This window comes from Arthrobacter sp. TJ-266 (assembly GCF_058269115.1).
The window spans coordinates 776,052-798,892 of sequence record NZ_JBZCNC010000002.1; the positions used below are offsets into that span (position 1 = coordinate 776,052).

Genomic DNA, 22,841 nt, shown 5'->3' on the forward strand with positions numbered 1-22,841 from the left:
GGCTGCCAGCGATGCCGCCTCGGCAGCTCGGGAGGCTAGAGCGCCGTCAGCGGCCGCTGCACACCCGAGGGCACTCGGGCACTGTCCGCCGTCTGCGCCCTGAGGGTCTGGATCGCCTCGTCGAAGTCGTCGAGGGATTCGAACCCCTGGTAGACGCTGGCGAAGCGCAGGTAGGCGATCTGGTCGAGCTTGCGAAGCGGTTCGAGGATGGCGAGCCCCACCTCGTGGGCGTCGATCTCCGCGACACCGCTGGCCCTGACGGTCTCCTCGACCTCCTGCGCCAGCAGCGCGAGATCGTCCTCCGTCACCGGGCGGCCCTGGCAGGCCTTGCGAACGCCGTTGATGATCTTGGACCGGCTGAACGGCTCTCCCGCGCCGGAGCGCTTGATCACGCTGAGGCTGGTGGTCTCGACGGTGCTGAAGCGGCGCCCGCACTGCGGGCACTGACGACGACGTCGGATCGCGGATCCGTCATCGGCCAGCCGCGAATCGACGACGCGGGAATCGGAATGACGGCAGTACGGACAGTACATGCTTCCCCCTCGCGTTCCATGATCGGTGGCGTGACATCGCCGTGGTGCCACCGCAAGTCTAGAGACACGCGCCGATGAACGACAACCGTGTGATTCCGCGGTGGTCCCGCGGAATCAGCGCGCCTGGTCCTCGGGGAAACGTGCCGTGACGGCCTCACCGTGGGCGGGGAGGTTCTCGGCTGCCGAGAGGGCGAGGATGGACGGCGCCACCTCGCGGAGCGCCTCGCGGTCGTAGGTGATGACCTGCATCGCCCGGAGGAACGTGGTGACGTTCAGGCCGGAGGCGAACGCCGCCGTGCCCGCCGTCGGCAGCACGTGGTTGGAACCGGCACAGTAGTCGCCGAGGCTCACCGGGCTGTGCGGGCCCACGAAAATGGCCCCCGCGTTCCGGATCCTCGCCGCGACCCCGGCGGCGTCGGCCGTGTGGATCTCGAGGTGCTCCGCGGCGTAGGCGTCGCACACCGCGATGCCGTGCTCGACGTCGTCGACGAGGATGACCCCCGACTGCGGGCCGGAGAGGGCGGTCCTCACGCGGTCCGCGTGACGTGTCCGGTCCGCGCGCGTCCGCAGGGACTCCAGCACGGCGTCGGCGAGGTCGACGGAGTCGGTGATGAGCACGGATGCCGCCTGGGGGTCGTGCTCGGCCTGGCTGACGAGGTCCGCCGCCACGAGCTCGGCGTCCGCCGTCCCGTCGGCGAGCACGGCGATCTCCGTGGTCCCCGCCTCCGAGTCGATGCCGACGCGGCCGAGGACGAGCCGCTTCGCGGTGGCGACGAACACGTTCCCGGGCCCGGTGATCACGTTCACCGGGTCGATCCCGCGTCCGGAGCCGGCAGCACCACCGGTGTCCGGGCCCGCGCCGGTCGCCGTGTCAGGTACTCCGTAGGCCAGCGCAGCGACGGCCTGGGCGCCGCCCATCGCGTAGATCTCGTCGATGCCGAGCATGGCCGCTGCGGCCAGGATCACCGGGTGGGGTGAGCCGCCGAAGTCCTTCTGCGGCGGCGAGGCCAGGGCGATGGAGCGGACGCCGGCGGCCTGCGCGGGCACCACGTTCATCACCACGGAGGACGGATAGCTCGCCAGTCCGCCGGGAACGTAGAGGCCCACGCGATCCACGGGCACCCAGGTGTGGGCGAGGTGTGCTCCCGGCGCGACCTCGATCTGCGCATCGGCGGGTCGCTGGGCCTCGGCGAAGAGGCGGGCGCGCCGGATGGCTTCCTCGAGCGCGGCACGGACGTCGGGGTCCAGCCCGTCCAGCGCAGCCTGGATCACGTGCGCCTCGACGCGGGGGTGCTCCTGCTCCACGCCGTCGAACCGCTGCGCGAGGTCCGTGAGCGACGCCAGTCCACGGTCCCGGACGTCGTCGATGATGGCCTGCACGGCCGCCTCGGAGGAATGTGCGCTGGCCTCCGCCCTCGGCATGACGCTCCGGAGTTCACCCGGGGTCAGCACCCGGCCCCGGAGGTCGATCGTACGGAAGTCGAGGCTGGTCGGGAGGGGAGCTGTGGTCACCACGGCAGTCTATCGGCAGCCCCGGTGGGGCGTCGTCACGGCGAGGGCGACGCGGAGCACTGCTACGCGCGACGGCGCCCGGCGGCGCGCGTCCCAGGTCCGGCGGCAGTTCTCAGTGCGACGGTTCTCAGGTACGACAGTTCTCAGGTACGACGGCGCGCGAGCCCGATCAGGGCGGTGACGAAGATGATCACCGCGGCGAACGCGGGCCAGATGAGGAGCGCGCCGTAGGAGTGCAGGACGAACGCGGTACCAGCGGCGTCCTCCTGCCCGTGGGGCCCGAACATCCAGGCGAGCCCCTCCCCCACGGCCAGGGCCAGCGCGGAGCCGATCATCGACCCGCCGATCGCCGCGAGGACGCGAGCCACGACACCGGGCAGCCGCAGCCGCACCGCGACCACCGTTCCGACGGCGATTCCGGCGGCCGCCTCCAGGCCCGCCAGCGTCAGGTCGCGGAGTACCCACTGTTCGGCGAGGGCTGGATCACCGAAGAGCCGCCCGGTCGGGGCGAACAACCACCAGAGCACACCGATGACGACCCCCAGGAGGATCGTGGATCCGAGCCACCAGTAGATCCCGGCGGGCGGCACCGACCGGCGATCCTCCGCCACCGCGTAGACGGGCGGCGGATAGGTCGAGCCGGTGTCCGGCTCCTGGCGTGCGCGCATGACTTCTACATTAACAAACCTGGCCATCCTCGGAGGGCGCCTAGGGTGGGACTGAGTACAGACGATCGCCCCCCCCGCCCCGGAAGGGTCACAGTGAACAACCCGAGTACCGCCTCCACGGATACCCAGCCCCGCGTCCCCGCACACGGCGACTCCTTCAGGGAGGTGTTCCGCCGGCATGCGGCGGGCGTCGCGATCATCACGGCGACCTACGAGGGAAAACCCTTCGGGTTCACCGCCACCTCGGTCGCCTCGCTGTCCGCCGAGCCTCCGCGGTTCTCCTTCAACATGGCGCGCACGTCCTCGTCCTGGCCCGCCGTGGCGAACACCAACTTCGTGGGCGTGCACATGCTGAGCACGGAGAACGAGGGGCTGGCCAACCGGTTCGCGCGGACGAAGGACCGCTTCACGGGTGATCACTGGGAGCCCGGGCCCGAGGGGGTCCCCATCCTCCGGGACGTGGCCGGCTGGCTCGTGGGGCGCATCAGCATGCGGCTGTCCTTCGAGAACAACGCCGTCGTCGTCGCCGAGGTGGTGGCGGGCGCCGTCGGGCCCGACGGCGCCCCGCTGCTCTACCACGGCGGCAGCTACGGGACGCCCGCCGCCACCGACTACGTCATCTGACGCTGCTCGCGCCTCCGGTTCGCACGGCGGATCGCACGGCGCCCACCGGACCTCCCGGTCGGTCGGGCGCCGTCCCCTCCGCGCGCGGGAGGATCAGGCGTCGAGGCAGGCAGGCCCGAACAGCACCTTGAGGTCACCGAACAGGCCGGGTGTCGGATTCACCCGGAGGTCGACACCCAGTTTCATGATCTCGACCTTGCGTGAGCCGTTGAGCCGGATCAGCACTTCGCTGGTGCCCGGGTGGGTCCGCAGGACGTCCCCGAGCGCCGTCACGGCCGTCTCGGTCGCCTTGTGCTGCAGCATCGAGATCACCACGGGCCCCGAGTGCCCCTCGCTGAGGTCCGGTACGGTCAGCTCCTGCGCGTTGAGCATGACCGCGCCGTCGTCGCGCCGCTGCAGGCGGCCGCGCACCACCACGATCAGGTCCTCCGCGAGGACGGCCGAGATGGGCCCGTACACCTGCCCGAAGAACATGACCTCCATGGAGCCCGCGAGGTCCTCGACCTCGGCCCGCGCGTAGGCGTTGCCGCTGTTCTTCGCGATCTTCCGCTGCAGGGAGGTGATCATGCCCGCGATCGTGACGATCGCGCCGTCGGCCGGTCCCTCCTCGCCGATGATGGACGGGATCGACGCATCGGCGTGCTGGCCGAGGATGCCCTCGAGCCCCTGGAGCGGATGGTCGGAGACGTAGAGCCCGAGCATGTCGCGCTCGAAGGACAGCTTGTCCTTCTTGTCCCACTCGGGGAGATCGGGCACCTCGACGGACAGCCCACCGGCACCGCCGAGCCCCTCCACGCCGTCACCGCCGTCGAACGCGCTGAACAGGTCGAACTGGTTGGCCGCCTCGTTGCGCTTGAGGACGATCACGGAGTCGACGGCTTCCTCGTGGATCATCGCCAGCGCCCGGCGCGGGTGCCGCAGCGAATCGAAGGCCCCCGCCTTGATTAGCGACTCGATGGTGCGCTTGTTGCAGACGACGGCGGGCACCTTCTGCAGGAAGTCGCCGAAGGACGTGAAGGCGCCCTTCTCCTCCCGCGCGCCGACCATGGCGCCGACCACGTTGGCGCCGACGTTCCGGATTGCTCCCATCCCGAACCGGATGTCCGTTCCGACCGGGGTGAAGTTCACGCTCGACTCGTTGACGTCGGGCGGCAGCACCGTGATGCCCATGCGGCGGCACTCGTTGAGGTAGATGGCGAGCTTGTCCTTGTCGTCGCCGACGCTCGTCAGGAGGGCCGCCATGTACTCGGCCGGGAAGTGGGCCTTCAGGTAGGCCGTCCAGTAGGACACCAGGCCGTAGGCGGCGGTGTGGGCCTTGTTGAACGCGTAGTCCGAGAAGGACTCGAGGACCGTCCACAGCTTGTCCATCGCGGCCTGCGAGTACCCGTTGGCCTTCATGCCGGCGAAGAAGTCCGCCTGCTGCTTGTCCAGCTCCGACTTCTTCTTCTTGCCCATCGCGCGTCGGAGCATGTCGGCCTGGCCGAGCGTGAAGTTCGCCAGCTTCTGCGCGGCGCTCATCACCTGCTCCTGGTACACGATGAGGCCGTAGGTGCCTCCCAGGATCTCCTCGAGCGGCCCCTCGAGCTCGGGGTGGATCGGCTCGATGTCCTGCAGGCCGTTCTTCCTCAGGGCGTAGTTCGTGTGCGAATTCACGCCCATGGGGCCGGGTCGGTAAAGCGCCAGGACGGCGGAGATGTCCTCGAAGTTGTCGGGGCGCATGAGCTTCAGCAGGGAGCGCATGGGCCCGCCGTCGAGCTGGAACACGCCCAGGGTGTCCCCGCGCGCCAGGAGTTCGTAGGACTCCTTGTCGTCGAGTTCGAGATCCTCGAGGACGAGGTCGATCCCCCGGTTGGCCGTGATGTTCTCGACCGCGTCCGTGATGATGGTGAGGTTCCTGAGTCCCAGGAAGTCCATCTTGATGAGTCCGAGCCCCTCGCAGGTGGGGTAGTCGAACTGCGTGATGATCTGGCCGTCCTGCTCACGGCGCATGATCGGGATGATGTCGATCAGCGGGTCCGAGGACATGATGACGCCCGCGGCGTGGACGCCCCACTGGCGCTTCAGGCCCTCGAGGCCCAGGGCGGTCTCGAACACCTTCTCGGAGTCGGCGTCGGTCTTCAGGAGCTCGCGGAGCTCCTCCGCCTCGGAGTACCGCTTGGCGTCCCTGTTGTGCACGTCCGCCAGCGCGAGGCCCTTGCCCATGACGTCCGGCGGCATGGCCTTCGTGAGGCGCTCCCCCGTAGAGAACGGGTATCCCATGACGCGGGACGAGTCCTTGAGGGCCTGCTTGGCCTTGATGGTGCCGTAGGTGACGATCATGGCCACGCGCTCGTCGCCGTACTTCTCCGTCACGTACCGGATCACCTCGGAGCGGCGCCGATCATCGAAGTCGACGTCGAAGTCGGGCATGGAGACGCGCTCGGGGTTGAGGAACCGCTCGAAGATGAGGCCGTGCTTGAGCGGGTCGAGGTCGGTGATGCGCATGGCGTAGGCCACCATCGACCCGGCACCGGAACCACGGCCGGGACCGACACGGATGCCGTTGTTCTTGGCCCAGTTGATGAAGTCCGCGACGACGAGGAAGTAGCCGGGGAAGCCCATCTGCGTGATGACGCCGACCTCGAACTCCGCCTGCTTCCGGACGTCGTCGGGCACGCCCGCCGGGTAGCGGTAGTGGAGGCCCGTCTCGACCTCCTTGACGAACCAGGACTGCTCGTTCTCGCCCTCGGGGACCGGGAACCGGGGCATGTAGTTGGCCTTGGTGTTGAACTCGACCTCGCACCGCTCGGCGATGAGCAGCGTGTTGTCGCAGGCCTCGGGGTAGTCGCGGAAGATGGCCCGCATCTCGGCGGGCGACTTGAGGTAGAACTCGTCGGCGTCGAACTTGAACCGCTTGGGGTCCGCGAGGGTGGAGCCCGACTGCACGCAGAGCAGCGCCGCGTGGGCCTTGGAGTCCTCGGCGTGCGTGTAGTGGAGGTCGTTGGTGGCGACGAGCGGCAGTCCGAGGTCCTTGGCCAGCCTGATGAGGTCTGCCTTGACGTTGCGCTCGATGTCGAGGCCGTGATCCATGAGCTCGCAGAAGTAGTTGTCCGCGCCGAAGATGTCACGGAAGTCCGACGCCGCCTGCCGCGCCTCGTCGTACAGGCCGAGCCGGAGCTTCGTCTGAACCTCCCCGGACGGGCAGCCCGTGGTGGCGATCAGGCCCTTGCCGTAGGTCTGCAGGAGGTCCCGGTCCATGCGGGGCTTGTAGAGGTAGCCCTCGAGGGACGCGAGGGAGGACATCCGGAAGAGGTTGTGCATGCCGGCGGTGGTCTCGGACCACAGGGTCATGTGGGTGTACGCGCCTGCGCCGGAGACGTCGTCGCGCCCGCCACCGCCCCACTGGACGCGCGTGCGGTCGTTCCGCGCGGTACCCGGGGTCAGGTACGCCTCGACGCCGATGATCGGCTTGATGCCGGCGCTCGTGGCCTTGCTCCAGAAGTCGAAGGCGCCGAACACGAAGCCGTGGTCGGTGGTCGCGAGGGCCGTCATGCCGAGTTCCTCGGTGTGGCTGAAGAGGTCGGTCAGCCGTGCGGCGCCGTCCAGCATCGAGTACTCGGTGTGGTTGTGGAGATGGACGAAGGAGTCCGAAGCGGGGAGAGGCACCCGACGATCCTAGTGCTCCCCTACCCCGTCCTGCGTGCTTGGGAGCATCGTGCAAGGTCACCCCGGCGTGTCATACCAGGCCGTCCGAAAGAGCCATCAGCGCGTACGCGAGGTCCACGGGATAGGGACTCGACACCTCGAGGGGCTCGCCCGTCCGGGGGTGTGCGAAACCCAGGCGGTGGGCGTGCAGCCACTGCCGTGTGAGACCGAGTTCGGCGGCCAGCCGCGGGTCCGCCCCGTACGTGAGGTCGCCCGCGCAGGGGTGGCGCAGCGCCGAGAAGTGCACGCGGATCTGGTGCGTGCGCCCCGTCTCGAGGTGCACCTCCACGAGGCTCGCGCGCCCGAAGGCCTCGAGCACCTCGTAGTGCGTCACCGAATCACGCCCGCCCTCCATGACGGCGAACCGCCACTCGTGGTGCGGGTGCCGCCCTATCGGGGCATCGATGGTGCCCTTCAGCGGCTCGGGCAGTCCCTGGACGACGGCGTGGTAGACCTTGGTCACGGTGCGCTCCTTGAACGCGCGCTTGAGCACCGTGTAGGCGTCCTCGGTCTTGGCGACCACCATGGCGCCGGAGGTCCCGACATCGAGCCGGTGCACGATCCCCACGCGCTCGGGGGCACCCGAAGTGGAGATGCGGTAGCCCGCGGCGGCGAGGGCGCCCACGACGGTCGGCCCCACCCATCCTGGCGACGGATGTGCGGCGACGCCCACGGGTTTGTCGACCACCACGATGTCGTCGTCGTCGAACAGGATGCCCATGCCGTCGACCGCCTCGGGGATCACACGGTGCGCGTCCTCGGGATCGGGCAGGTCGACGGCGATCACCTCGCCGTCGCGCACGCGGTCCGACTTCGCGAGCCGTTCGCCCCCGCGCGTGATCCGACCGTCCGCGCACCACTGCGCGACGGCGGAACGCGATACCTGCAGCGCCCGGGACAGCGCCGCGTCCACCCGCTTGCCGTCGTCCTCCTGCCCGACGACGACCTGCTGTACGTCAGCGCCCATCGGGGCTCCGCTCGGGTTTCGGCCCGGACTCGGGCTCGGGGTCGACCCCGCGATCGAGCTCCGCGTCCTCGACCGGCGCTCCGACGTCGTGCCCGCCCGCGGGGGCCACCGGCGCGGCCTCCTCGTCGGAGACCCGCGTACCGTCCATCCCGATGCCGCGGAGCGTGAGGATGCAGATGAGCACCACACCGCTGACGACGGCGGAGTCGGCGATGTTGAAGATCGCGAAGTTGGGCAGGGCGATGAAGTCGACCACATGGCCCTGCCCGAAGGACGGCTGACGGAAGAGGCGGTCCGTCAGGTTGCCGAGCGCTCCCCCGAGCACGAGCCCGAGGGCGACGGCCCAGCCCCACGAGGCGACCTTCCGGAGCTGCAGCACGATCGCCGTCGCCACGACGACCATGATGATCGTGAACACCCACGTGTAGTCCGTACCGATCGAGAACGCCGCGCCCGGGTTGCGGATGAACCGCCAAGTGAGCAGCGGCGGCAGGACCGGTGTCACCTGCCCCTCGGTCATCGTCGCCACGACCCACCACTTCGTGAGCTGGTCGACCACGTAGGCCACGAGCATGCAGCCGAGCATCACGGCGCCGTACCGCCGCGGCCGCCGCTCGCGCGCCGCCGTGACCGGCCGGGCCCCCGCGGGCGGGGGCGTCTCCTCGCCGTCACGTCGGGCTGCTGTCTCGCGGTCGGGCTCGGTCGGCTGCTCGTTCACGGTTCGTCCAGTGTCTCGGCGGAATACTGCGGGGCGTCCTGCGGTGGAGGACGACGAAGGGCCGGCCCCGGGATCCTGCACCCGGCAACCGGCCCTACGTCGTGGGACCCGGAATCGGGTCGAGGAGTGCTAGGAGCCCGACGTGTCGGACGCCAGGGACCCGCGGGAATCGAGGTCGCGGAGCTGACCCTCGATGTAGGCCTTGAGGCGGCTGCGGTAGTCGCGCTCGAAGCCGCGGAGCTGCTCCACCTTCCGCTCGAGGACCGACTTCTGCTGCTCGAGGTCGCCGAGGGTCTTGCGCGACTTCTCCTGCGCCTCGGTGACGAGTCCGCTGGCTTCGATCTGCGCCTCGGCGATGATCTTGTCGCGCTGCTCCACACCTGCGTTGACGTACTCGTCGTGCAGGCGCTGGGCCATCGCGAGGACACCCGCGGCGGACTCCGCCGAGGTGGTGGACGGAGCGGCGGGCGCAGCCGGGGCAACGGGTGCGGGAGCCGGCGTCGGCTCCTCCACAGCGGTCTCCGCCTCGGGGGCGCGGTCCTCGGACGGGACGTCCTCGGTGTGGCTGCTGGCGGCGACCGGCGCGGGGACAGCGGTGGTCTGCGAGGTGGAGGGAGCCGGCGAGGAGTCCGAGGATCCCCCGGCGACCTTGCGGCGCAGCTCCTCGTTCTCCTGGTTCAGGCGGCGGAGTTCGACGACGATCTCGTCGAGGAAGTCGTCCACCTCGTCCTGGTCGTAGCCCTCGCGGAACTTGGTGGGCTGGAACCTCTTGTTGACAACGTCTTCTGGCGTCAGAGCCATGTGGTCACCTCATACTGATAGAAGCCGGCCCGCTCGGTGAACGGGACGGGCGGCGGTACCGAATTGGGAACATGAATCGCGTGACCCACGTCGAACTGTGGCTCAGCGTATCTGGTCGGGAAGTGCATCACGAAACGGACTCGGGCCTAGCGGGCGAGCCCCTCGGCGACCGCCATCAGGATCAGCACCACGATGAAGAGCACGAGGAACGCGAGGTCGAGCTGGATGCCGCCGATGCGGAGCGGTGGGATGAGACGACGCAGGGTCTTGATGGGGGGATCCGTCACGGAATAGACACCCGTTGCCAGGACGAGGGCGGACTTCTGCGGCCGCCAGTCGCGGGCGAAACCCTGCACGGCGTCGTAGACGATGCGCAGGATCAGGCTGAGCTGGAACAGCATCAGTACAAGGTAGATCAGGGCGAATACCGCGTTCACGGGAGCAGTTCCAGTCCTTCGGGCCTCGGGGGGTCGGACGCGACCCTGATGGCCGCCGAACTCAGCTCTGGTTGAAGAAGCTGGTCTGTCCTTCGCTTGCCTTCAGGTCCTCGCCGAGAACTTCAATATACGACGGCGACAGCAGGAACACCTTATTGGTCACCCGCTCGATGCTGCCGTGCAGACCGAAGACGAGGCCGGCCGAGAAGTCGACGAGGCGCTTGGCGTCGGACTCGCCCATGTCCGTGACGTTCATGATCACCGGGATGCCGTCGCGGAAGCTCTCGCCGATCAGCTTGGCGTCGTTGTAGGAGCGCGGGTGGATCGTGGTGATCTGGCGCAGGGCTGCCGAGTCCTCGCGGACGGACTGCGCACGCTTGATGGGGGTCACCGGGGCACGGTACTCCTCGGCGGGCGCGGGCCTCGTGGGTGCCGGTGCGGGCTCCAGGTGGCGTTCGTCGCGGTCGTAATCCACTGAGTAGTCCTCGTTCCTGCTGCGCGCACTTTTCGGTTCGGGCTCGTAGTGCTCGTCACCGTCGGCGAGCCCAAGGTAGATCATCGTCTTGCGCAGTGCGCCAGCCATGGTGACTCCTGTCATCTGAGAGTGTGTCGGTGGGCTCGAAGCGCCCGTGGCGGACCGCCCGTCATGCCGCCGTTACAGCTCGAACGCTACCCCAGAGCCGGACGCGGACCGAGAACATCAGAACCGATTCTCAGGTGTGTCGCACCGGCCTCGATGGCCTCCTCCAGGTCGCCGCTCATGCCCGCCGAGACGGCCGTCGCCGCGGGCTCGACACCACGGACGACGGCGGCGATCGAGAGCAGGCGCTCGAAGGCGCCCGCAGGGTCGGCCCCGCGCGGAGCCACGGCCATCACGCCGGCCAGGCGAAGCCCTTCAGCGGCGACGACCGCGTGCGCCAGCGCTTCGGCCTCCTTGGGGCGTGCACCGCCGCGCGTGGAGGAATCGGAGCCTTCGCTGTCGGAGGAGAGGTCCGCGTCGAGGGCGAACTGCAGGTAGCACTCGAGCTCGGGGCGGGCGTCGAGCCCCGCATCCGACCGTCTGCCTTGTTCTGCGGACATGGCCCGCCCCAGGGCCGTGACCAGGTGCCCGCGGTCCACCGAGTGGACGCTGTGGGCGTACCGCACCACGGATTTCGCCTTGTTGGTCTGCATCTGACCGATGAAGTGCCAGCGGAGCGAGAGCTCGCGCAGCTCCTCCGCCTTCGCAGACGCCTCCTGGTCGCGGTTCTCCCCCACGTCCCGGACACCGAGCCGCGCGAGGATCCTCACGTCGGACGCCGGGAAGTACTTCGTGACGACGACGAGACCCGGCTCCGGCCGACCTGCCGCCGTGGCGGCGGAGGAGATCCTCGACCGCACCGCGGCGAGCCGCTGCTCGAGCTCGCGGGCACGCGGACCGTCCCCGACGACGTCGGCCGGACCGGGGGCGGCGCCGCTCATGTCCGCCACACCAGTCCTGCGATCCGTCCCGCGCCCGGCTCCCGTCGGTGGGAGTAGAGGTCCTGGTTCTCGACGGTGCACGACGACGCCGCGGTGCCGACCCGCCTGACGGTCACCCCCGCCGCCCGGAGCTGGGCCTCGACCGCCGCAGGCAGGTCGAGGGCGGGCGCGCCGTTCCGGGTTCGGCAGGCCGCCTCGGGGACGAGTGCGGACACCTCGAGCATCATGTCCTCGGGCACCTCGTAGCAGCGCCCGCAGACCGACGGCCCGATCCACGCGGTGAGTCGCGTCGCACCTCCCTGACGGAGGAGTTCGACAGCGCGTTGGACGATGCCGTTCGCCACTCCGGCACGGCCGGCGTGGACGACTGCCGTGGCTCCCGTCCCGCCGTCGTGCGACCCCTCGTCGGACACGTCGTCCTCCCCTGCGTCCGAGGCGGCCCTCGCGTCGGCCATGTCCGCCATATTTGGCATGTCCGCCGAGCCCGCCGTGTCCGCGATCACGATGGGCACGCAGTCGGCCACGAGGACGGCGAGTGGCACGGTGCCGTCCGGGGAGATCATGCCGTCCGCATCGGGGCCGCTCTCCGAGGGAGGTGCGTTGTCCGCCCCGACGAGCTCCACCCGGTCCGAGTGCGTCTGGCTCATGAAGCGGAGCGCTCCGACGGGGAGCTGCATGGACTCCGCGAGGTTCCGGCGGTTCGTCCTGACGGCGTCCGCGTCATGGCCCACGTGCAGGGCGAGATTACCCGCGGCCGAGGTGGTGAAGGCGACTCTCAGACCAGGACGGACCTCCTCGTTCCAGTGGAACGGGGAGGTCCGCGAGGTCCCGCCCTGTGCGGGCACCGACTACTTCAGGAAGTCGGGCACGTCGAGGTCGTCGGAGCGACCCGTCGACAGGTCGGGCTCGACGATCGCCGGGAGGTCGACGTCGAATCCGGAATCGGCGGGAACCGACTGCGTGTACTGCGTGCGCTGCTGCGACCACGCGCCGAGCCCGGCGCTGGCTGCGGCGCCGCCGGCCCGCTGCTGGTCGGGCGCGCTTCCCGCGCCGACGCTCGGTGCGGAGACGGGACGCTGCGCCGGTGCCGCTGCCACGGGCTGCGACGTGGCATCCACCTGGTCGAAGCCGGCGGCGATGACGGTGACGCGTGCCTCGTCGCCGAGGGCGTCGTCGATGACCGCACCGAAGATGATGTTCGCCTCGGGGTGGGCGACCTCCTGGACGAGGCGCGCGGCCTCGTTGATCTCGAACAGACCGAGGTCGGACCCGCCCTGGATGGACAGCAGCACGCCGTGGGCGCCGTCGATCGACGCCTCGAGCAGTGGCGACGCGATGGCGAGTTCCGCCGCCTTGACGGCGCGGTCCTCACCACGGGCCGAACCGATGCCCATGAGCGCGGAGCCGGCACCCTGCATGACCGACTTGACGTCGGCGAAGTCGAGGTTGATCAGGCCGGGGGTGGTGATCAGGTCGGTGATGCCCTGGACACCCGAGAGGAGCACCTGGTCGGCGGAGCGGAAGGCGTCGAGCATCGACACGTTGCGGTCGCTGATGGAGAGCAGGCGGTCGTTCGGGATGACGATGAGCGTGTCGACCTCCTCGCGGAGGGTGTCGATGCCGCTCTCGGCCTGGTTCGAGCGGCGACGGCCCTCGAAGGTGAACGGGCGGGTGACGACGCCGATGGTCAGCGCACCGAGGGACCGGGCGATGCGGGCGACGACGGGAGCGCCACCGGTACCGGTTCCGCCACCCTCACCCGCGGTGACGAAGACCATGTCAGCGCCTCGCAGCACCTCCTCGATCTCCTCCGAGTGGTCCTCGGCCGCACGTCGGCCCACCTCGGGGTCCGCACCCGCGCCGAGGCCGCGGGTGAGCTCGCGACCGACGTCGAGCTTCACGTCGGCGTCGCTCATGAGCAGCGCCTGCGCATCCGTGTTGATGGCAATGAACTCCACGCCACGGAGTCCGACCTCGATCATCCGGTTGACGGCGTTGACGCCACCACCGCCGATGCCGACGACCTTGATGACGGCCAAGTAATTCTGAGGTGCTGCCACGTCCTGTGTCCCTTGTTCGAATCTGTGCTGTACGGGGGCCGCCGAGATCGGCGTGAACCTTCACCTGAAGGAACGTTAACGTTCTGGTTGAGAGTTAACGTTATGTCAAGTAACTCCTATGCATGACGCTAGGGGCATGCGTCGCGGGTTGCAATGACCGGGCCTCCCGTGTCGGGTCCTCCGGGCGTGTCGCTCCCCGCATGTCGCGCTCGTCAGCGGGTGACCGGGCGATCCGGGGTACTGACGTCGAACTCCCGCACGGGCGGATCGGACGCGGGCATGGCCAGCATCGCGTCGAGGACCCTCGCCTTCTGCGCGTTGCGCTCCGAGCTCCCCCAGAAGATCTTCTGGTCCCCCGCGAGGCTGAGCTGGATGGAGTCGATGCTCGAGGCGGACGCGCTGTTGAGCCTGGACAGGATGTCCACGGGCAACTCCGCCAGCACCGACGTGATGGAGGAGAACACGGCCGTGTTGACCGCCTCGGTGCCCCCGGCGATGAGTGGCAGCCGGGCGTCCTCGCGACGCGCCACCCCGGCGAGGCGACGCCCCTCGGCGTCGATCAGGAGGAACTCCCTGCCGTCCTGCAGGACGGCGACGGGAACGCGCTCGGTCACCGTGACCACGAGGGTGGACGGCGGTTCGGCGGCGATGCGCACGTCCTCGACGGGCGCCTTGTCCGCCAGTAGCGCGCGGACCTGGTCGGCGGAGATCTGCGTGAGCGGAGTACCCTCCAGCGGCTCCAGCGCAATCTCCACCTCCGCGGCCGTGACCAGCGTGTTGCCCTGGACCGTGACGGTCCTGAGAGCCAGCGCCGGGGAGAAGATGGCGTAGGCGGTCACACCTGCCAGGACGAGCAGGATCGCCGTGACCCACAGGATGATGTTCCGTACCAGGTGCGATCGTCGGGGGGCAGGGAAGTCGAGGACGGTCGCGCGTGCCTCAGCGGCGGTACCCGGTACCTCCGGACGCTCCAGGAGCGAGACGTCCCCGCTCCCTCCGGCCGCTCGGGAGGCCCTGACGGTCCTCGGCTTCTTCGGGGCCTTCATACCGCCGCTCCCGCCGCGCCGTCCGACGGGCGATCCGACATATTGTCCGACACAGCGTCATCCGGCGCCCCGCCCGCGCGCTCCCGCAGGAGGTGCACGAGGGGCAGCCCGAGTGCCGTGATGTCGCCGGCACCGACCGTGAGGACGACGTCCCCCGGACGCGCTGCGCGCGTGACCCGCAGCAACGCCTCATCGGTGTCCGCCACGTACTCGCCGTCTCCGCCCTGCATGAGGTCCGTGATGGTCCAACCACCGACGTCCTCGCGCGGATCCTCCCGCGCGGCATACACCGGCAGGACGGTCGCGGTGTCCGCGACGGTGAGGGCATCGGCGAAACCTGCGGCGAACTCCTCCGTGCGTGAGAAGAGGTGGGGCTGGAACAGGACGTGCACGGCGTGCTCCCCCGCCACCGTCCGCGCCGCCGTGAGAGCCGCCCGCACCTCCGTCGGGTGGTGGGCGTAGTCGTCGAACACCCGGACGCCGTCGCCCTCGCCCCGCGCCTCGAAGCGGCGCGCCGCTCCGGAGAAGAGCGCGAGTCCCGCGGCCGCGACGGCGGGGTCCACGCCGAGCTCGAGGGCCACCGTGAAGGCGGCCGCGGCGTTGAGGATGTTGTAGCGCCCCGGCACACCGAGCTGCAGCTCCTGCTCGGCGTCGAGGCCGTCCACCACGAAGGAGAGCACGCTGTTGGTGGTGCTCCCGAGCGAGCGCGTCTCGCCGATCCGCACGTCGGCGGTGTCCGCGTAGCCGTAGGTGCGGACACGGCGCGGCTCGCGGACGGACGCAGCGAGCGCGGCCGACCCGGGATCGTCCGCGCAGGCGACGAGCAGTCCGTCGTCGGGAAGGCCCTCGGCGAACCTGCGGAACGCTGCGTGGACGGCGTCCGCGGTGCCGTAGTGGTCCAGGTGGTCCGCCTCGGCATTGGTCACGACGCCGATGCGCGGGCTGTAGTTGAGGAAGGAACCGTCCGACTCATCGGCCTCGGCGACGAACACGTCGCCCCCGGTCCATTGCGCGTTGACACCGAGGGCCGCGACGTCCCCGCCGATCGCGAACGACGGGTCGAGACCCGCCTGCTGCAGCAGCACGGTGATCATGGCGGTGGTGGTGGTCTTGCCGTGCGTCCCCGCGACGGCGATCCCCAGCTGACCGCGCATCGCCGCAGCGAGGGCCTCCGAGCGGTGCAGCACGGGCATGCCCAGGAGGCGCGCCTCCGCCAGCTCCGGATTGGTGTCCCTGATGGCCGACGAGACGACCACGGTCCCGGAGCCACCTACCGCCTCTGCCGAATGACCCACGTGGACGGCGGCACCCAGGGCCTTCAGTGCGTCCAGCCCCTTCGAGGGAGCCGCATCCGATCCGGACACGCGCAGACCTTGACCGAGGAGCACCCGGGCGACGGCGGACATGCCCGCGCCACCGACCCCGATGAAGTGCACGGGTTCCTGGAGGCCGCTGATCGGCGCCACCTGCGTCGTCTGTGTCCTGTCTGCCGCGTCTGCTGCGTCTGCTCTGTCTGCTGCGTCTGTCATGACGTCTCCTCTGCGGCTGCGAGCACAAGTCGGGCCATCGTGCGGTCGGCGTCGCGCACTCCCTCGGCGCGGGAGGCAGCGGCCATGGACGCGAGGCGCGCCGGGTCGGTCACGAGGGGCAGCACGGTGTCGGTGATCCACGAGGGGGTGAACGCCGCGTCCTCGACGAGGATCGCTCCACCCGCCGCCACCAGACCGGCGGCGTTCAGGCTCTGCTCACCGTTGCCGTGCGGCAGCGGTACCAGCACCGAGGGGACACCGACAGCTCCCACCTCGCTGACGGTCGCCGCACCTGCGCGGGCCACCAGGAGGTCGGCAGCCGCGTAGACGCGCTCCATGCCGTCCACGAACTCCACCTGGTGGTATCCGGCATGGGCGAGAGGAGCGCCGTCCGCCGCGCGCACCTGCTTGCCCCGACCGGTGATGTGCAGGATCTGCACGCCCGCCGCGGTGAGCGCCGGGACGGCGGCGGCCACCGAGCGGTTGAGGCTCGCGGCTCCGGATGATCCTCCGGTCACGACGAGCGTGGGAACGTCGGGATCGAGCCCGAGGGAGGCCCGGGCGCCGCTGCGCGCGGCGTCGGGGTCCAGCGTGGCGATGCTGCGTCGCATGGGCATGCCCACGAGCACCGCGCCCGGGAGGTTCGTCCCCTCGAAGGCGACGGCCACCCGCGCGGCGATCCGAGCGCCCAGCCGATTGGCCATTCCGGGCCGCGCGTTGGCCTCGTGGATGACCACCGGCACGCGGCGCGACCACGCCGCGAGGTAGACGGGTGTGGAGACGTACCCACCGACCCCCACGACGACGTCGGCGTGTGCGTCCGCGACGATGGTCCGCGCCTGCCGCACGGCACGGACGAGGCGGACCGGCAGCTTGACCAGGTCGATGGAGGGACGGCGCGGCATGGGTACCCGATCGATGGTGCGGAGGTCGAAACCGGCCGCGGGGACGAGTCGCGTCTCCATGCCCGCCTCCGTGCCGACGGCGGTGATGCGGGTACCGGGCCGCTGCTCGACGATGGCGCCTGCGATGGCGAGGAGCGGGCTGATGTGACCCGCCGTGCCACCGCCGGCGAGGACGACGGAGAGGATACGGGCGCCAGGTGCAGGGGGTGTCATGGACGTGCGGTGCTTCTTCCGGAGGTTGCGGAGGTGAGTGCGGTGACCGCCCCGGGCGTCGGGACGGCTGCGTGCGGTGTCTTCCGCGCGAAGGACAGCAGCACGCCGACCGCACCGAGGGTGAAGGTCAGCGCGGACCCGCCGTAGGAGATGAAGGGGAGCGGGACGCCGATGACGGGCAGCAGGCCCGTCACCATGCCCACGTTGACGAAGGCCTGACCGATGAGCCATACGAGGATGGAACCCATCAGGATGCGGACGAACGGGTCCGAGTACCGCAGGGCCACGCGGATGGTGGCGACCGCCAGGACACCGAACAGGAGGATCACCACGAGGGTGCCGAGGAAGCCGAACTCCTCGCCGATGATGGCGAAGATGAAGTCGTTGTGGGCCTCCGGGATCCAGTTCCACTTCTGCCGGCTCTGCCCGATCCCCACGCCGAACCAGCCACCCGAGGCCATCGCGAAGATCCCGTTCTGCGACTGCAGGCACAGGTCCGCGCCGTCGTCGCAGTTCAGACCGAGCCACGCATTGATGCGCCCGTTCCGGTTGCCGCTGGTGACCACCATCAGGACCGAGCCGATCACCGCCGCGATACCTGCCAGGGTGAACATCTTCAGCGGTGCTCCCGCGAAGAACAGGGCGGCGCCCGCGATCATCATGAGGATCAGTGCCGTCCCGAGGTCGCCACCGATGAGGACGAGCCCGATCGGCAGGCCCCCGAGCGGGAGAGCCGGGATCAACGCGTGCTTCCAGTCGCGGATCAGCGCCTTCTTCCGCTCCAGCACGGCCGCGAACCACAGGGCGAGGGCCAGCTTCGTGGGCTCCGACGGCTGGAACGTCTGGCTGCCGATCTGGATCCAGTTCTTGTTGCCGTTGATCTCCTCACCGATGGCGAGCACGAGGACGAGCAGCACGATGGCGATCAGCAGGCTCGGCCAGGCCAGCGCCTTGTAGGCGCGCGGACCGAGCCGTGAGAGGACGAACATCAGGACGAGGCCCGCGCAGGCCCAGACGGACTGCTTGAGGAAGAGGTCGAAGGTCTTCTCGCCGGCCGAGATGGCCTCCACGGAGGACGCCGACAGCACCATCATGAGGCCGATCGCGGTGAGGGCCAGGGCCGTCCCGAGGATCAGGTAGTAGCTGGATCCGGTGGCGGGCCGGTCGGAACCTTCGAGGAAGACCCATGCGCGTGCCGCACGCGCCCGCAGACCCCGGGATTCGGAGCCCTCGGCCTCCGGCGCCGATCCGGCCGCCTTGACCGTGTGGGCCTTCGCGGCGGACGGCGTACCGGAGCCGTTCGTGGCGGTGCCGGTCTTCTCCGACGCCGTGGACCTGCCGGATGACGCCCGGGCCGACGGCGACGGCGGATCGCTCGGGGCGGCCTGCCTGCCCGTGTCCGTGGTCCGGGCGGGCCGGACGGAGGGCTTGCGGCCCCCGGGACGGGTCGGCGTGGTCACCATCTACGACTCCTTCGCGGTTGACTCCCGTTCGCCCCGGGCGCGGACGGCGGCCATGAAGGCCGCACCCCGGTGCGCGTAGGAGGAGAACTGGTCCATCGACGCGGCGGCCGGCGCCATCAGCACGGTGTCGCCGTCCTCGGCGATGCGCGCTGCTTCGGTCACGGCCCACTGCATCAGGGCGTCGGCGGTGTCCGGATCGGGTGACCCGGCGCCGTCGTGCCCCTGTCCAGTGTGAACGGTGGGGTGGAGTGAGACCGGAACATCCGGAGCGTGTCGGCCGAGGGCACCGAGCAGCGGCGCGGCGTCCTGCCCGAGGAGCACGACGCCGCGCAACCGGCCGACGTGCCGGGCCACGAGGTCGTCGTAGGAGACTCCCTTGGACAACCCTCCGGCGATCCAGACGACGGACTGGAAGGACGCGAGCGAGGCGGACGCGGCGTGCGGATTGGTCGCCTTCGAATCGTTGATCCAGAGCACGCCGTCCTCGTTCGCGACCACCTGGATGCGGTGCTCACCCGGTCGGTAGGCGCGGATGCCGTCACGGACCGCGGCCGGGGACACACCCGCCGCCCGGACCAGCGCAGCGGCGGCCAGGGCGTTCGCGACCAGGTGACGCGGAACCACCTCACCCAGGGCACCGATGGGTGCCAGCTCCGCGGCGGAATCCTTCCGCTGCGCGACGAAGGCGCGGTCCACGAGCAGGTCTTCCACGACGCCCATCATGCTGACCGCGGGGACACCTGTGGTGAAGCCGACCGCCCGGCAGCCCTCGACGACGTCGGCCTCCTCGACCATGGCCTCGGTCTCGCGCTGCTCCACGTTGTAGATACAGGCGACCTGCGTGCGCTCGTATACCGAGGCCTTCGCATCCCTGTAGGCCTCGTAGCTGCCGTGCCAGTCCACGTGGTCCTCGGCGATGTTCAGGCAGACGCTCGCGAGCGGCGACACGGAGTAGGTCCAGTGCAACTGGAAACTCGAGAGTTCCACCGCGAGGACGTCGTACCCCTCGGGGTCCCTGATGACGTCGAGGATCGGCGTCCCGACATTGCCGGCGGCGACCGCGCGCTTGCCGCCCGCGCGGAGCATCGCCTCGGTGAGACCCACCGTCGTCGTCTTGCCGTTGGTGCCCGTGATGGTGAGCCACTCGGCCGTCGGCCGGCCCTCGCGGATCCGGACACGCCAGGCGAGCTCGACGTCCCCCCAGATGGGGACACCGCGCCGCGCCGCGTCGGCGAGCAGAGGCTGTGTGGGCCGCCAGCCGGGTGACGTCACGACCAGCTCGGGGACAGCTCCGTCGACGAGGGGCAGAGTTTCCGCGTGCTCGGCGCCCAGGAACACTTCCCGTGCTCCGACGATCCGCAGGGTGTCGGCCTTCGCCTCGTTCTCCTCCGTGGCTCCGGCGTCCACCACCACGACGACGGCGCCGAGCTCGATCAGGGTGTCGGCCGCGGAGAACCCGGAGGCCCCGATCCCGGCGACGACGACGCGCAGTCCCGCCCAGTCGGCGTCCCAGCTGGTGAGGCCCGCGAGCCGGGGGGTCTCCCACACGGGGTTCTGCTGCGGGTTCGGCTGCGTGTCCTGCTGCGTGTCCTGCTCCCCGCTCATCCGACGACCCATTCCGCGTAGAAGATCCCGAGGGCCGCAGCGACGAAGAGACCTGCGAGGATCCAGAAGCGGACCACCACCGTGACCTCCGCCCAGCCCTTGAGCTCGAAGTGGTGCTGCAGGGGCGCCATCTTGAAGACGCGCTTACCGCCGGACAGCTTGAAGTAGCCCACCTGGATGATCACCGACAGCGTGATGAGGACGAACAGCCCGGCGAGGATCACGAGGAGCAGCTCGGTGCGGGAGAGGATGGCGAACCCGGCGATGGCACCGCCGATGGCCAGGGATCCTGTGTCACCCATGAAGATCTTGGCCGGCGACGTGTTCCACCAGAGGAACCCGACGAGCGCCCCGCACATGGCTCCGGCGATCAGCGCCAGGTCCAGGGGGTCGCGCACCTCGTAGCAGACGCTTCCCGCACCGGGCGTGCCGCAGCTCTGGTTGCTCTGCCAGATCCCGATCAGCATGTAGGCGCCGAACACGAGGACGGAGGCACCCGCCGCGAGACCGTCGAGCCCGTCGGCGAGATTCACCCCGTTGCTGGCACCCGTGATGATCAGGTTGGACCAGATGACGAAGAGGATGGCGCCCAGGACCGTTCCGCCGAAGGCGAGATCGATCGGTGTGTCCCGGATGAAGGAGATGGCCGTGGAGGCGGGGGTGCGCCCCTCCTCGTTCGGGAAGCGCAGGGCGAGCACGCCGAAGATGATCCCCACGGCGGTCTGGCCGATGATCTTGGCCGGCGCGCTGAGGCCGAGACTGCGCTGCTTGGAGATCTTGATGTAGTCGTCGGCGAACCCGACGAGCCCCATCCCTGCGGCGAGGAACAGGAGCAGCAGACCCGAGGCGGAGGGTCCGGCGACCGGCGAGCCCGCCGCCGAGAGCACGAGGTGCGTCATGAAGTAGGCCGCGAGCACCGACCCGACGATCACCGCGCCGCCCATCGTGGGCGTGCCGCGCTTGGTGTGGTGGGCCGTGGGGCCGTCGTCGCGGATGAACTGCCCGTAGCTCTTGCGGACGAGCAACCGGATGAAGAGGGGTGTGCCCACGAAGGCGAAGACGAGAGCCGACGCGGACCCGATGAGGATGGCGATCACTGCTGCCGGGCCTCCCACGACAGGTCCGTCCCCGTGGTTCCCGGAGCCGGGTCCTCGTCCGTGGGAGCGGTGACGGCGGTACCCGCGGCGATCCGGTCACCGAGGAAGCGCAGACCGGCACCGTTGGAGGACTTGAACAGCACGAGGTCACCGGGCTCGAGCTGGGCCGCGAGCAGCTCCTCGGCCTCCGCGACGTCGGCCACGTGGACCGCTTCGCTCCCCCAGGACCCCTCGAGCACGGCGCCGTTGAACAGCGCACGGGTGTTCGGTCCGACGCAGATCAGCTTCGAGATGTTGAGCCGCACGACCACGCGCCCGAGGAGGTCGTGCTCCTCGATCGAGCGGTCGCCCAGCTCGAGCATCTCGCCGAGCACCGCCCACGTCCGGCGGCGGTCGCGCCCCAGCTCGGCGAGGGTCCGCAGCGCCGCGCGCATCGATTCGGGGTTGGCGTTGTAGGCGTCGTTGATGACCGTGATGCCGTCGGCGCGGTCGGTGCGCTCCATCCGCCATCGGCTCGCGGCAGCCAGTTCGCGCAGGCCGGCGGCTATGGCCTCGGGAGCGCATCCGACCTCGAAGGCGACGGACGCGGCGGCGAGGAGGTTCACGGTGTGGTGCAGACCGAGGAGCGGGGACACGACGTCGTGCTCGCTGCCGTCGGGGAACACGAGGGTGAAGGAGGGGTTGCCCTCCGGCGTGGTGGTGCTGTTCCGGGCCCGGACCACGTGCCCGTCCGCGGCGAAGTCGTCGGAGGAGGTGAAGAAGGCACGCCGCGCGGACGTACGTGACTGCATCGCGAGGACGCGCTCGTCGTCGGCGTTGATCACCGCGGTACCGTCCGGACCCAGCGCCTCGAACAGTTCACCCTTGGCGAGGGCGATGTTCTCGACGCCGCCGAACTCGCCCGAGTGGGCGGACCCCACGCCGAGCACCACACCGAGATCGGGCTGCACGAGCGAGGCGAGGTACCTGATGTGGCCGGGCTTGGTGGCGCCCATCTCGATCACGAGGTAGCGCGTGTCCCAACCGGCCGCGAACACGGTGAGCGGCACGCCGACCTCACCGTTGTAGGACCCGCGTGGAGCCACCGTGGGGCCCTGCTCAGCCAGGAGGCCGGCGAGGAGGTCCTTGGTGGTGGTCTTCCCGGCGGAACCGGTGATCCCGATGACCGTGATCTCCCCGCGTGCACGGAGCCGTCGCACCACCTCGGCAGCGAGCGTGCCCATGGCGAGCACGGCGTCGGTCACGACGACGGTCGGGTACGGTGTGCCGTCCGCCGCAGCGACTTCGTGCTCGGCGAGGGCGAGGACGGCGCCGTGCTCGAAGGCGGCCCCGACGAACAGGTGGCCGTCGGAGTGTTCGCCCGGCTTGGCGACGAAGAGGGACCCCTCGACGCACTCGCGGGAGTCCGTGGTGACGGACGAGACGGTGACCGATGGGGTGATGGCGGAGGACGGGAGGCCCACCAGCACGCCACCCGTGAGTGACGCGATCTCGAGCGCGGTGAATTCAATCATGACG

Annotated in this window: 20 protein-coding genes; 1 reads left to right on the forward strand and 19 read right to left on the reverse strand. The window is 69.9% G+C overall.

Annotation, left to right across the window (positions count from 1 at the left end):
* Positions 1 to 35: 35 nt before the first annotated feature.
* The 3 genes from nrdR to AC4D12_RS08320 all read right to left on the reverse strand — a co-directional run bounded on the left by nrdR (position 36) and on the right by AC4D12_RS08320 (position 2,713).
* On the reverse strand, positions 36 to 533 hold the full coding sequence (nrdR, locus tag AC4D12_RS08310; RefSeq protein WP_490949418.1) for a transcriptional regulator NrdR: 498 nt from the start codon (positions 531 to 533) through the stop codon (positions 36 to 38).
* Positions 534 to 647: 114 nt separating this feature from the next.
* Positions 648 to 2,045: a histidinol dehydrogenase gene (gene hisD, locus AC4D12_RS08315; RefSeq protein WP_490949419.1), complete on the reverse strand. Its 1,398-nt coding sequence runs from the start codon at positions 2,043 to 2,045 to the stop codon at positions 648 to 650.
* 143 nt (positions 2,046 to 2,188) lie between these two features.
* Positions 2,189 to 2,713 carry a hypothetical protein gene (locus tag AC4D12_RS08320; RefSeq protein WP_490949420.1) on the reverse strand — a complete coding sequence of 175 codons (525 nt, stop codon included), beginning with the start codon at positions 2,711 to 2,713 and terminating at the stop codon, positions 2,189 to 2,191.
* A 93-nt stretch (positions 2,714 to 2,806) separates the two neighbouring features.
* On the opposite strand from AC4D12_RS08320, the gene AC4D12_RS08325 reads away from it, so the two are divergent.
* Complete coding sequence (locus tag AC4D12_RS08325) at positions 2,807 to 3,337, forward strand: flavin reductase family protein (RefSeq protein ID WP_490949421.1); 531 nt, start codon at positions 2,807 to 2,809, stop codon at positions 3,335 to 3,337.
* Positions 3,338 to 3,430: 93 nt separating this feature from the next.
* Here the strand turns inward: AC4D12_RS08325 and dnaE are convergent, their stop codons facing one another.
* From dnaE to AC4D12_RS08405, 16 genes are all read right to left on the reverse strand, one after another.
* A complete protein-coding gene (gene dnaE, locus AC4D12_RS08330) occupies positions 3,431 to 6,982 on the reverse strand; it encodes a DNA polymerase III subunit alpha (protein WP_490949422.1) in 3,552 nt (1,183 codons plus the stop codon).
* Between the two features lie 70 nt (positions 6,983 to 7,052).
* On the reverse strand, positions 7,053 to 7,988 hold the full coding sequence (locus AC4D12_RS08335) for an RluA family pseudouridine synthase (protein WP_490949423.1): 936 nt from the start codon (positions 7,986 to 7,988) through the stop codon (positions 7,053 to 7,055).
* Positions 7,978 to 8,706, reverse strand: coding sequence for a signal peptidase II (gene lspA / locus AC4D12_RS08340; RefSeq protein WP_490949424.1), 729 nt, complete (start codon positions 8,704 to 8,706; stop codon positions 7,978 to 7,980). The genes AC4D12_RS08335 and lspA overlap by 11 nt, the downstream gene beginning before the upstream one ends.
* Before the next feature lie 129 nt (positions 8,707 to 8,835).
* Positions 8,836 to 9,507, reverse strand: a complete 672-nt coding sequence (locus tag AC4D12_RS08345; RefSeq protein WP_490949425.1) for a DivIVA domain-containing protein — start codon at positions 9,505 to 9,507, stop codon at positions 8,836 to 8,838.
* 146 nt (positions 9,508 to 9,653) lie between these two features.
* Entirely contained in the window at positions 9,654 to 9,944 is a 291-nt protein-coding gene (locus tag AC4D12_RS08350; RefSeq protein WP_490949426.1) for a YggT family protein, read from the reverse strand.
* 61 nt (positions 9,945 to 10,005) lie between these two features.
* Positions 10,006 to 10,527 (reverse strand): cell division protein SepF, encoded by a 522-nt coding sequence (locus AC4D12_RS08355; protein ID WP_490949427.1) that lies wholly within the window; start codon positions 10,525 to 10,527, stop codon positions 10,006 to 10,008.
* Positions 10,528 to 10,613: 86 nt separating this feature from the next.
* Positions 10,614 to 11,405, reverse strand: a complete 792-nt coding sequence (locus tag AC4D12_RS08360; RefSeq protein ID WP_490949521.1) for a YggS family pyridoxal phosphate-dependent enzyme — start codon at positions 11,403 to 11,405, stop codon at positions 10,614 to 10,616.
* Complete coding sequence (locus tag AC4D12_RS08365) at positions 11,402 to 12,250, reverse strand: purine nucleoside phosphorylase YfiH/LACC1 family protein (protein ID WP_490949428.1); 849 nt, start codon at positions 12,248 to 12,250, stop codon at positions 11,402 to 11,404. Before AC4D12_RS08365 ends, AC4D12_RS08360 begins: the two co-directional genes overlap by 4 nt.
* 3 nt (positions 12,251 to 12,253) lie before the next feature.
* On the reverse strand, positions 12,254 to 13,465 hold the full coding sequence (gene ftsZ / locus AC4D12_RS08370; protein ID WP_490949429.1) for a cell division protein FtsZ: 1,212 nt from the start codon (positions 13,463 to 13,465) through the stop codon (positions 12,254 to 12,256).
* A 212-nt stretch (positions 13,466 to 13,677) separates the two neighbouring features.
* Positions 13,678 to 14,511 carry a cell division protein FtsQ/DivIB gene (locus AC4D12_RS08375; protein ID WP_490949430.1) on the reverse strand — a complete coding sequence of 278 codons (834 nt, stop codon included), beginning with the start codon at positions 14,509 to 14,511 and terminating at the stop codon, positions 13,678 to 13,680.
* On the reverse strand, positions 14,508 to 16,040 hold the full coding sequence (murC, locus tag AC4D12_RS08380; RefSeq protein ID WP_490949431.1) for a UDP-N-acetylmuramate--L-alanine ligase: 1,533 nt from the start codon (positions 16,038 to 16,040) through the stop codon (positions 14,508 to 14,510). The genes AC4D12_RS08375 and murC overlap by 4 nt, the downstream gene beginning before the upstream one ends.
* Complete coding sequence (gene murG / locus AC4D12_RS08385; RefSeq protein WP_490949432.1) at positions 16,037 to 17,158, reverse strand: undecaprenyldiphospho-muramoylpentapeptide beta-N-acetylglucosaminyltransferase; 1,122 nt, start codon at positions 17,156 to 17,158, stop codon at positions 16,037 to 16,039. The genes murC and murG overlap by 4 nt, the downstream gene beginning before the upstream one ends.
* Entirely contained in the window at positions 17,155 to 18,621 is a 1,467-nt protein-coding gene (ftsW, locus tag AC4D12_RS08390) for a putative lipid II flippase FtsW (RefSeq protein WP_490949433.1), read from the reverse strand. The genes murG and ftsW overlap by 4 nt, the downstream gene beginning before the upstream one ends.
* Positions 18,622 to 20,226 (reverse strand): UDP-N-acetylmuramoyl-L-alanine--D-glutamate ligase, encoded by a 1,605-nt coding sequence (gene murD, locus AC4D12_RS08395; RefSeq protein ID WP_490949434.1) that lies wholly within the window; start codon positions 20,224 to 20,226, stop codon positions 18,622 to 18,624.
* Complete coding sequence (gene mraY / locus AC4D12_RS08400) at positions 20,223 to 21,323, reverse strand: phospho-N-acetylmuramoyl-pentapeptide-transferase (RefSeq protein WP_490949435.1); 1,101 nt, start codon at positions 21,321 to 21,323, stop codon at positions 20,223 to 20,225. The genes murD and mraY overlap by 4 nt, the downstream gene beginning before the upstream one ends.
* A complete protein-coding gene (locus AC4D12_RS08405) occupies positions 21,320 to 22,837 on the reverse strand; it encodes a UDP-N-acetylmuramoyl-tripeptide--D-alanyl-D-alanine ligase (RefSeq protein ID WP_490949436.1) in 1,518 nt (505 codons plus the stop codon). Before AC4D12_RS08405 ends, mraY begins: the two co-directional genes overlap by 4 nt.
* Positions 22,838 to 22,841 lie beyond the last annotated feature (4 nt).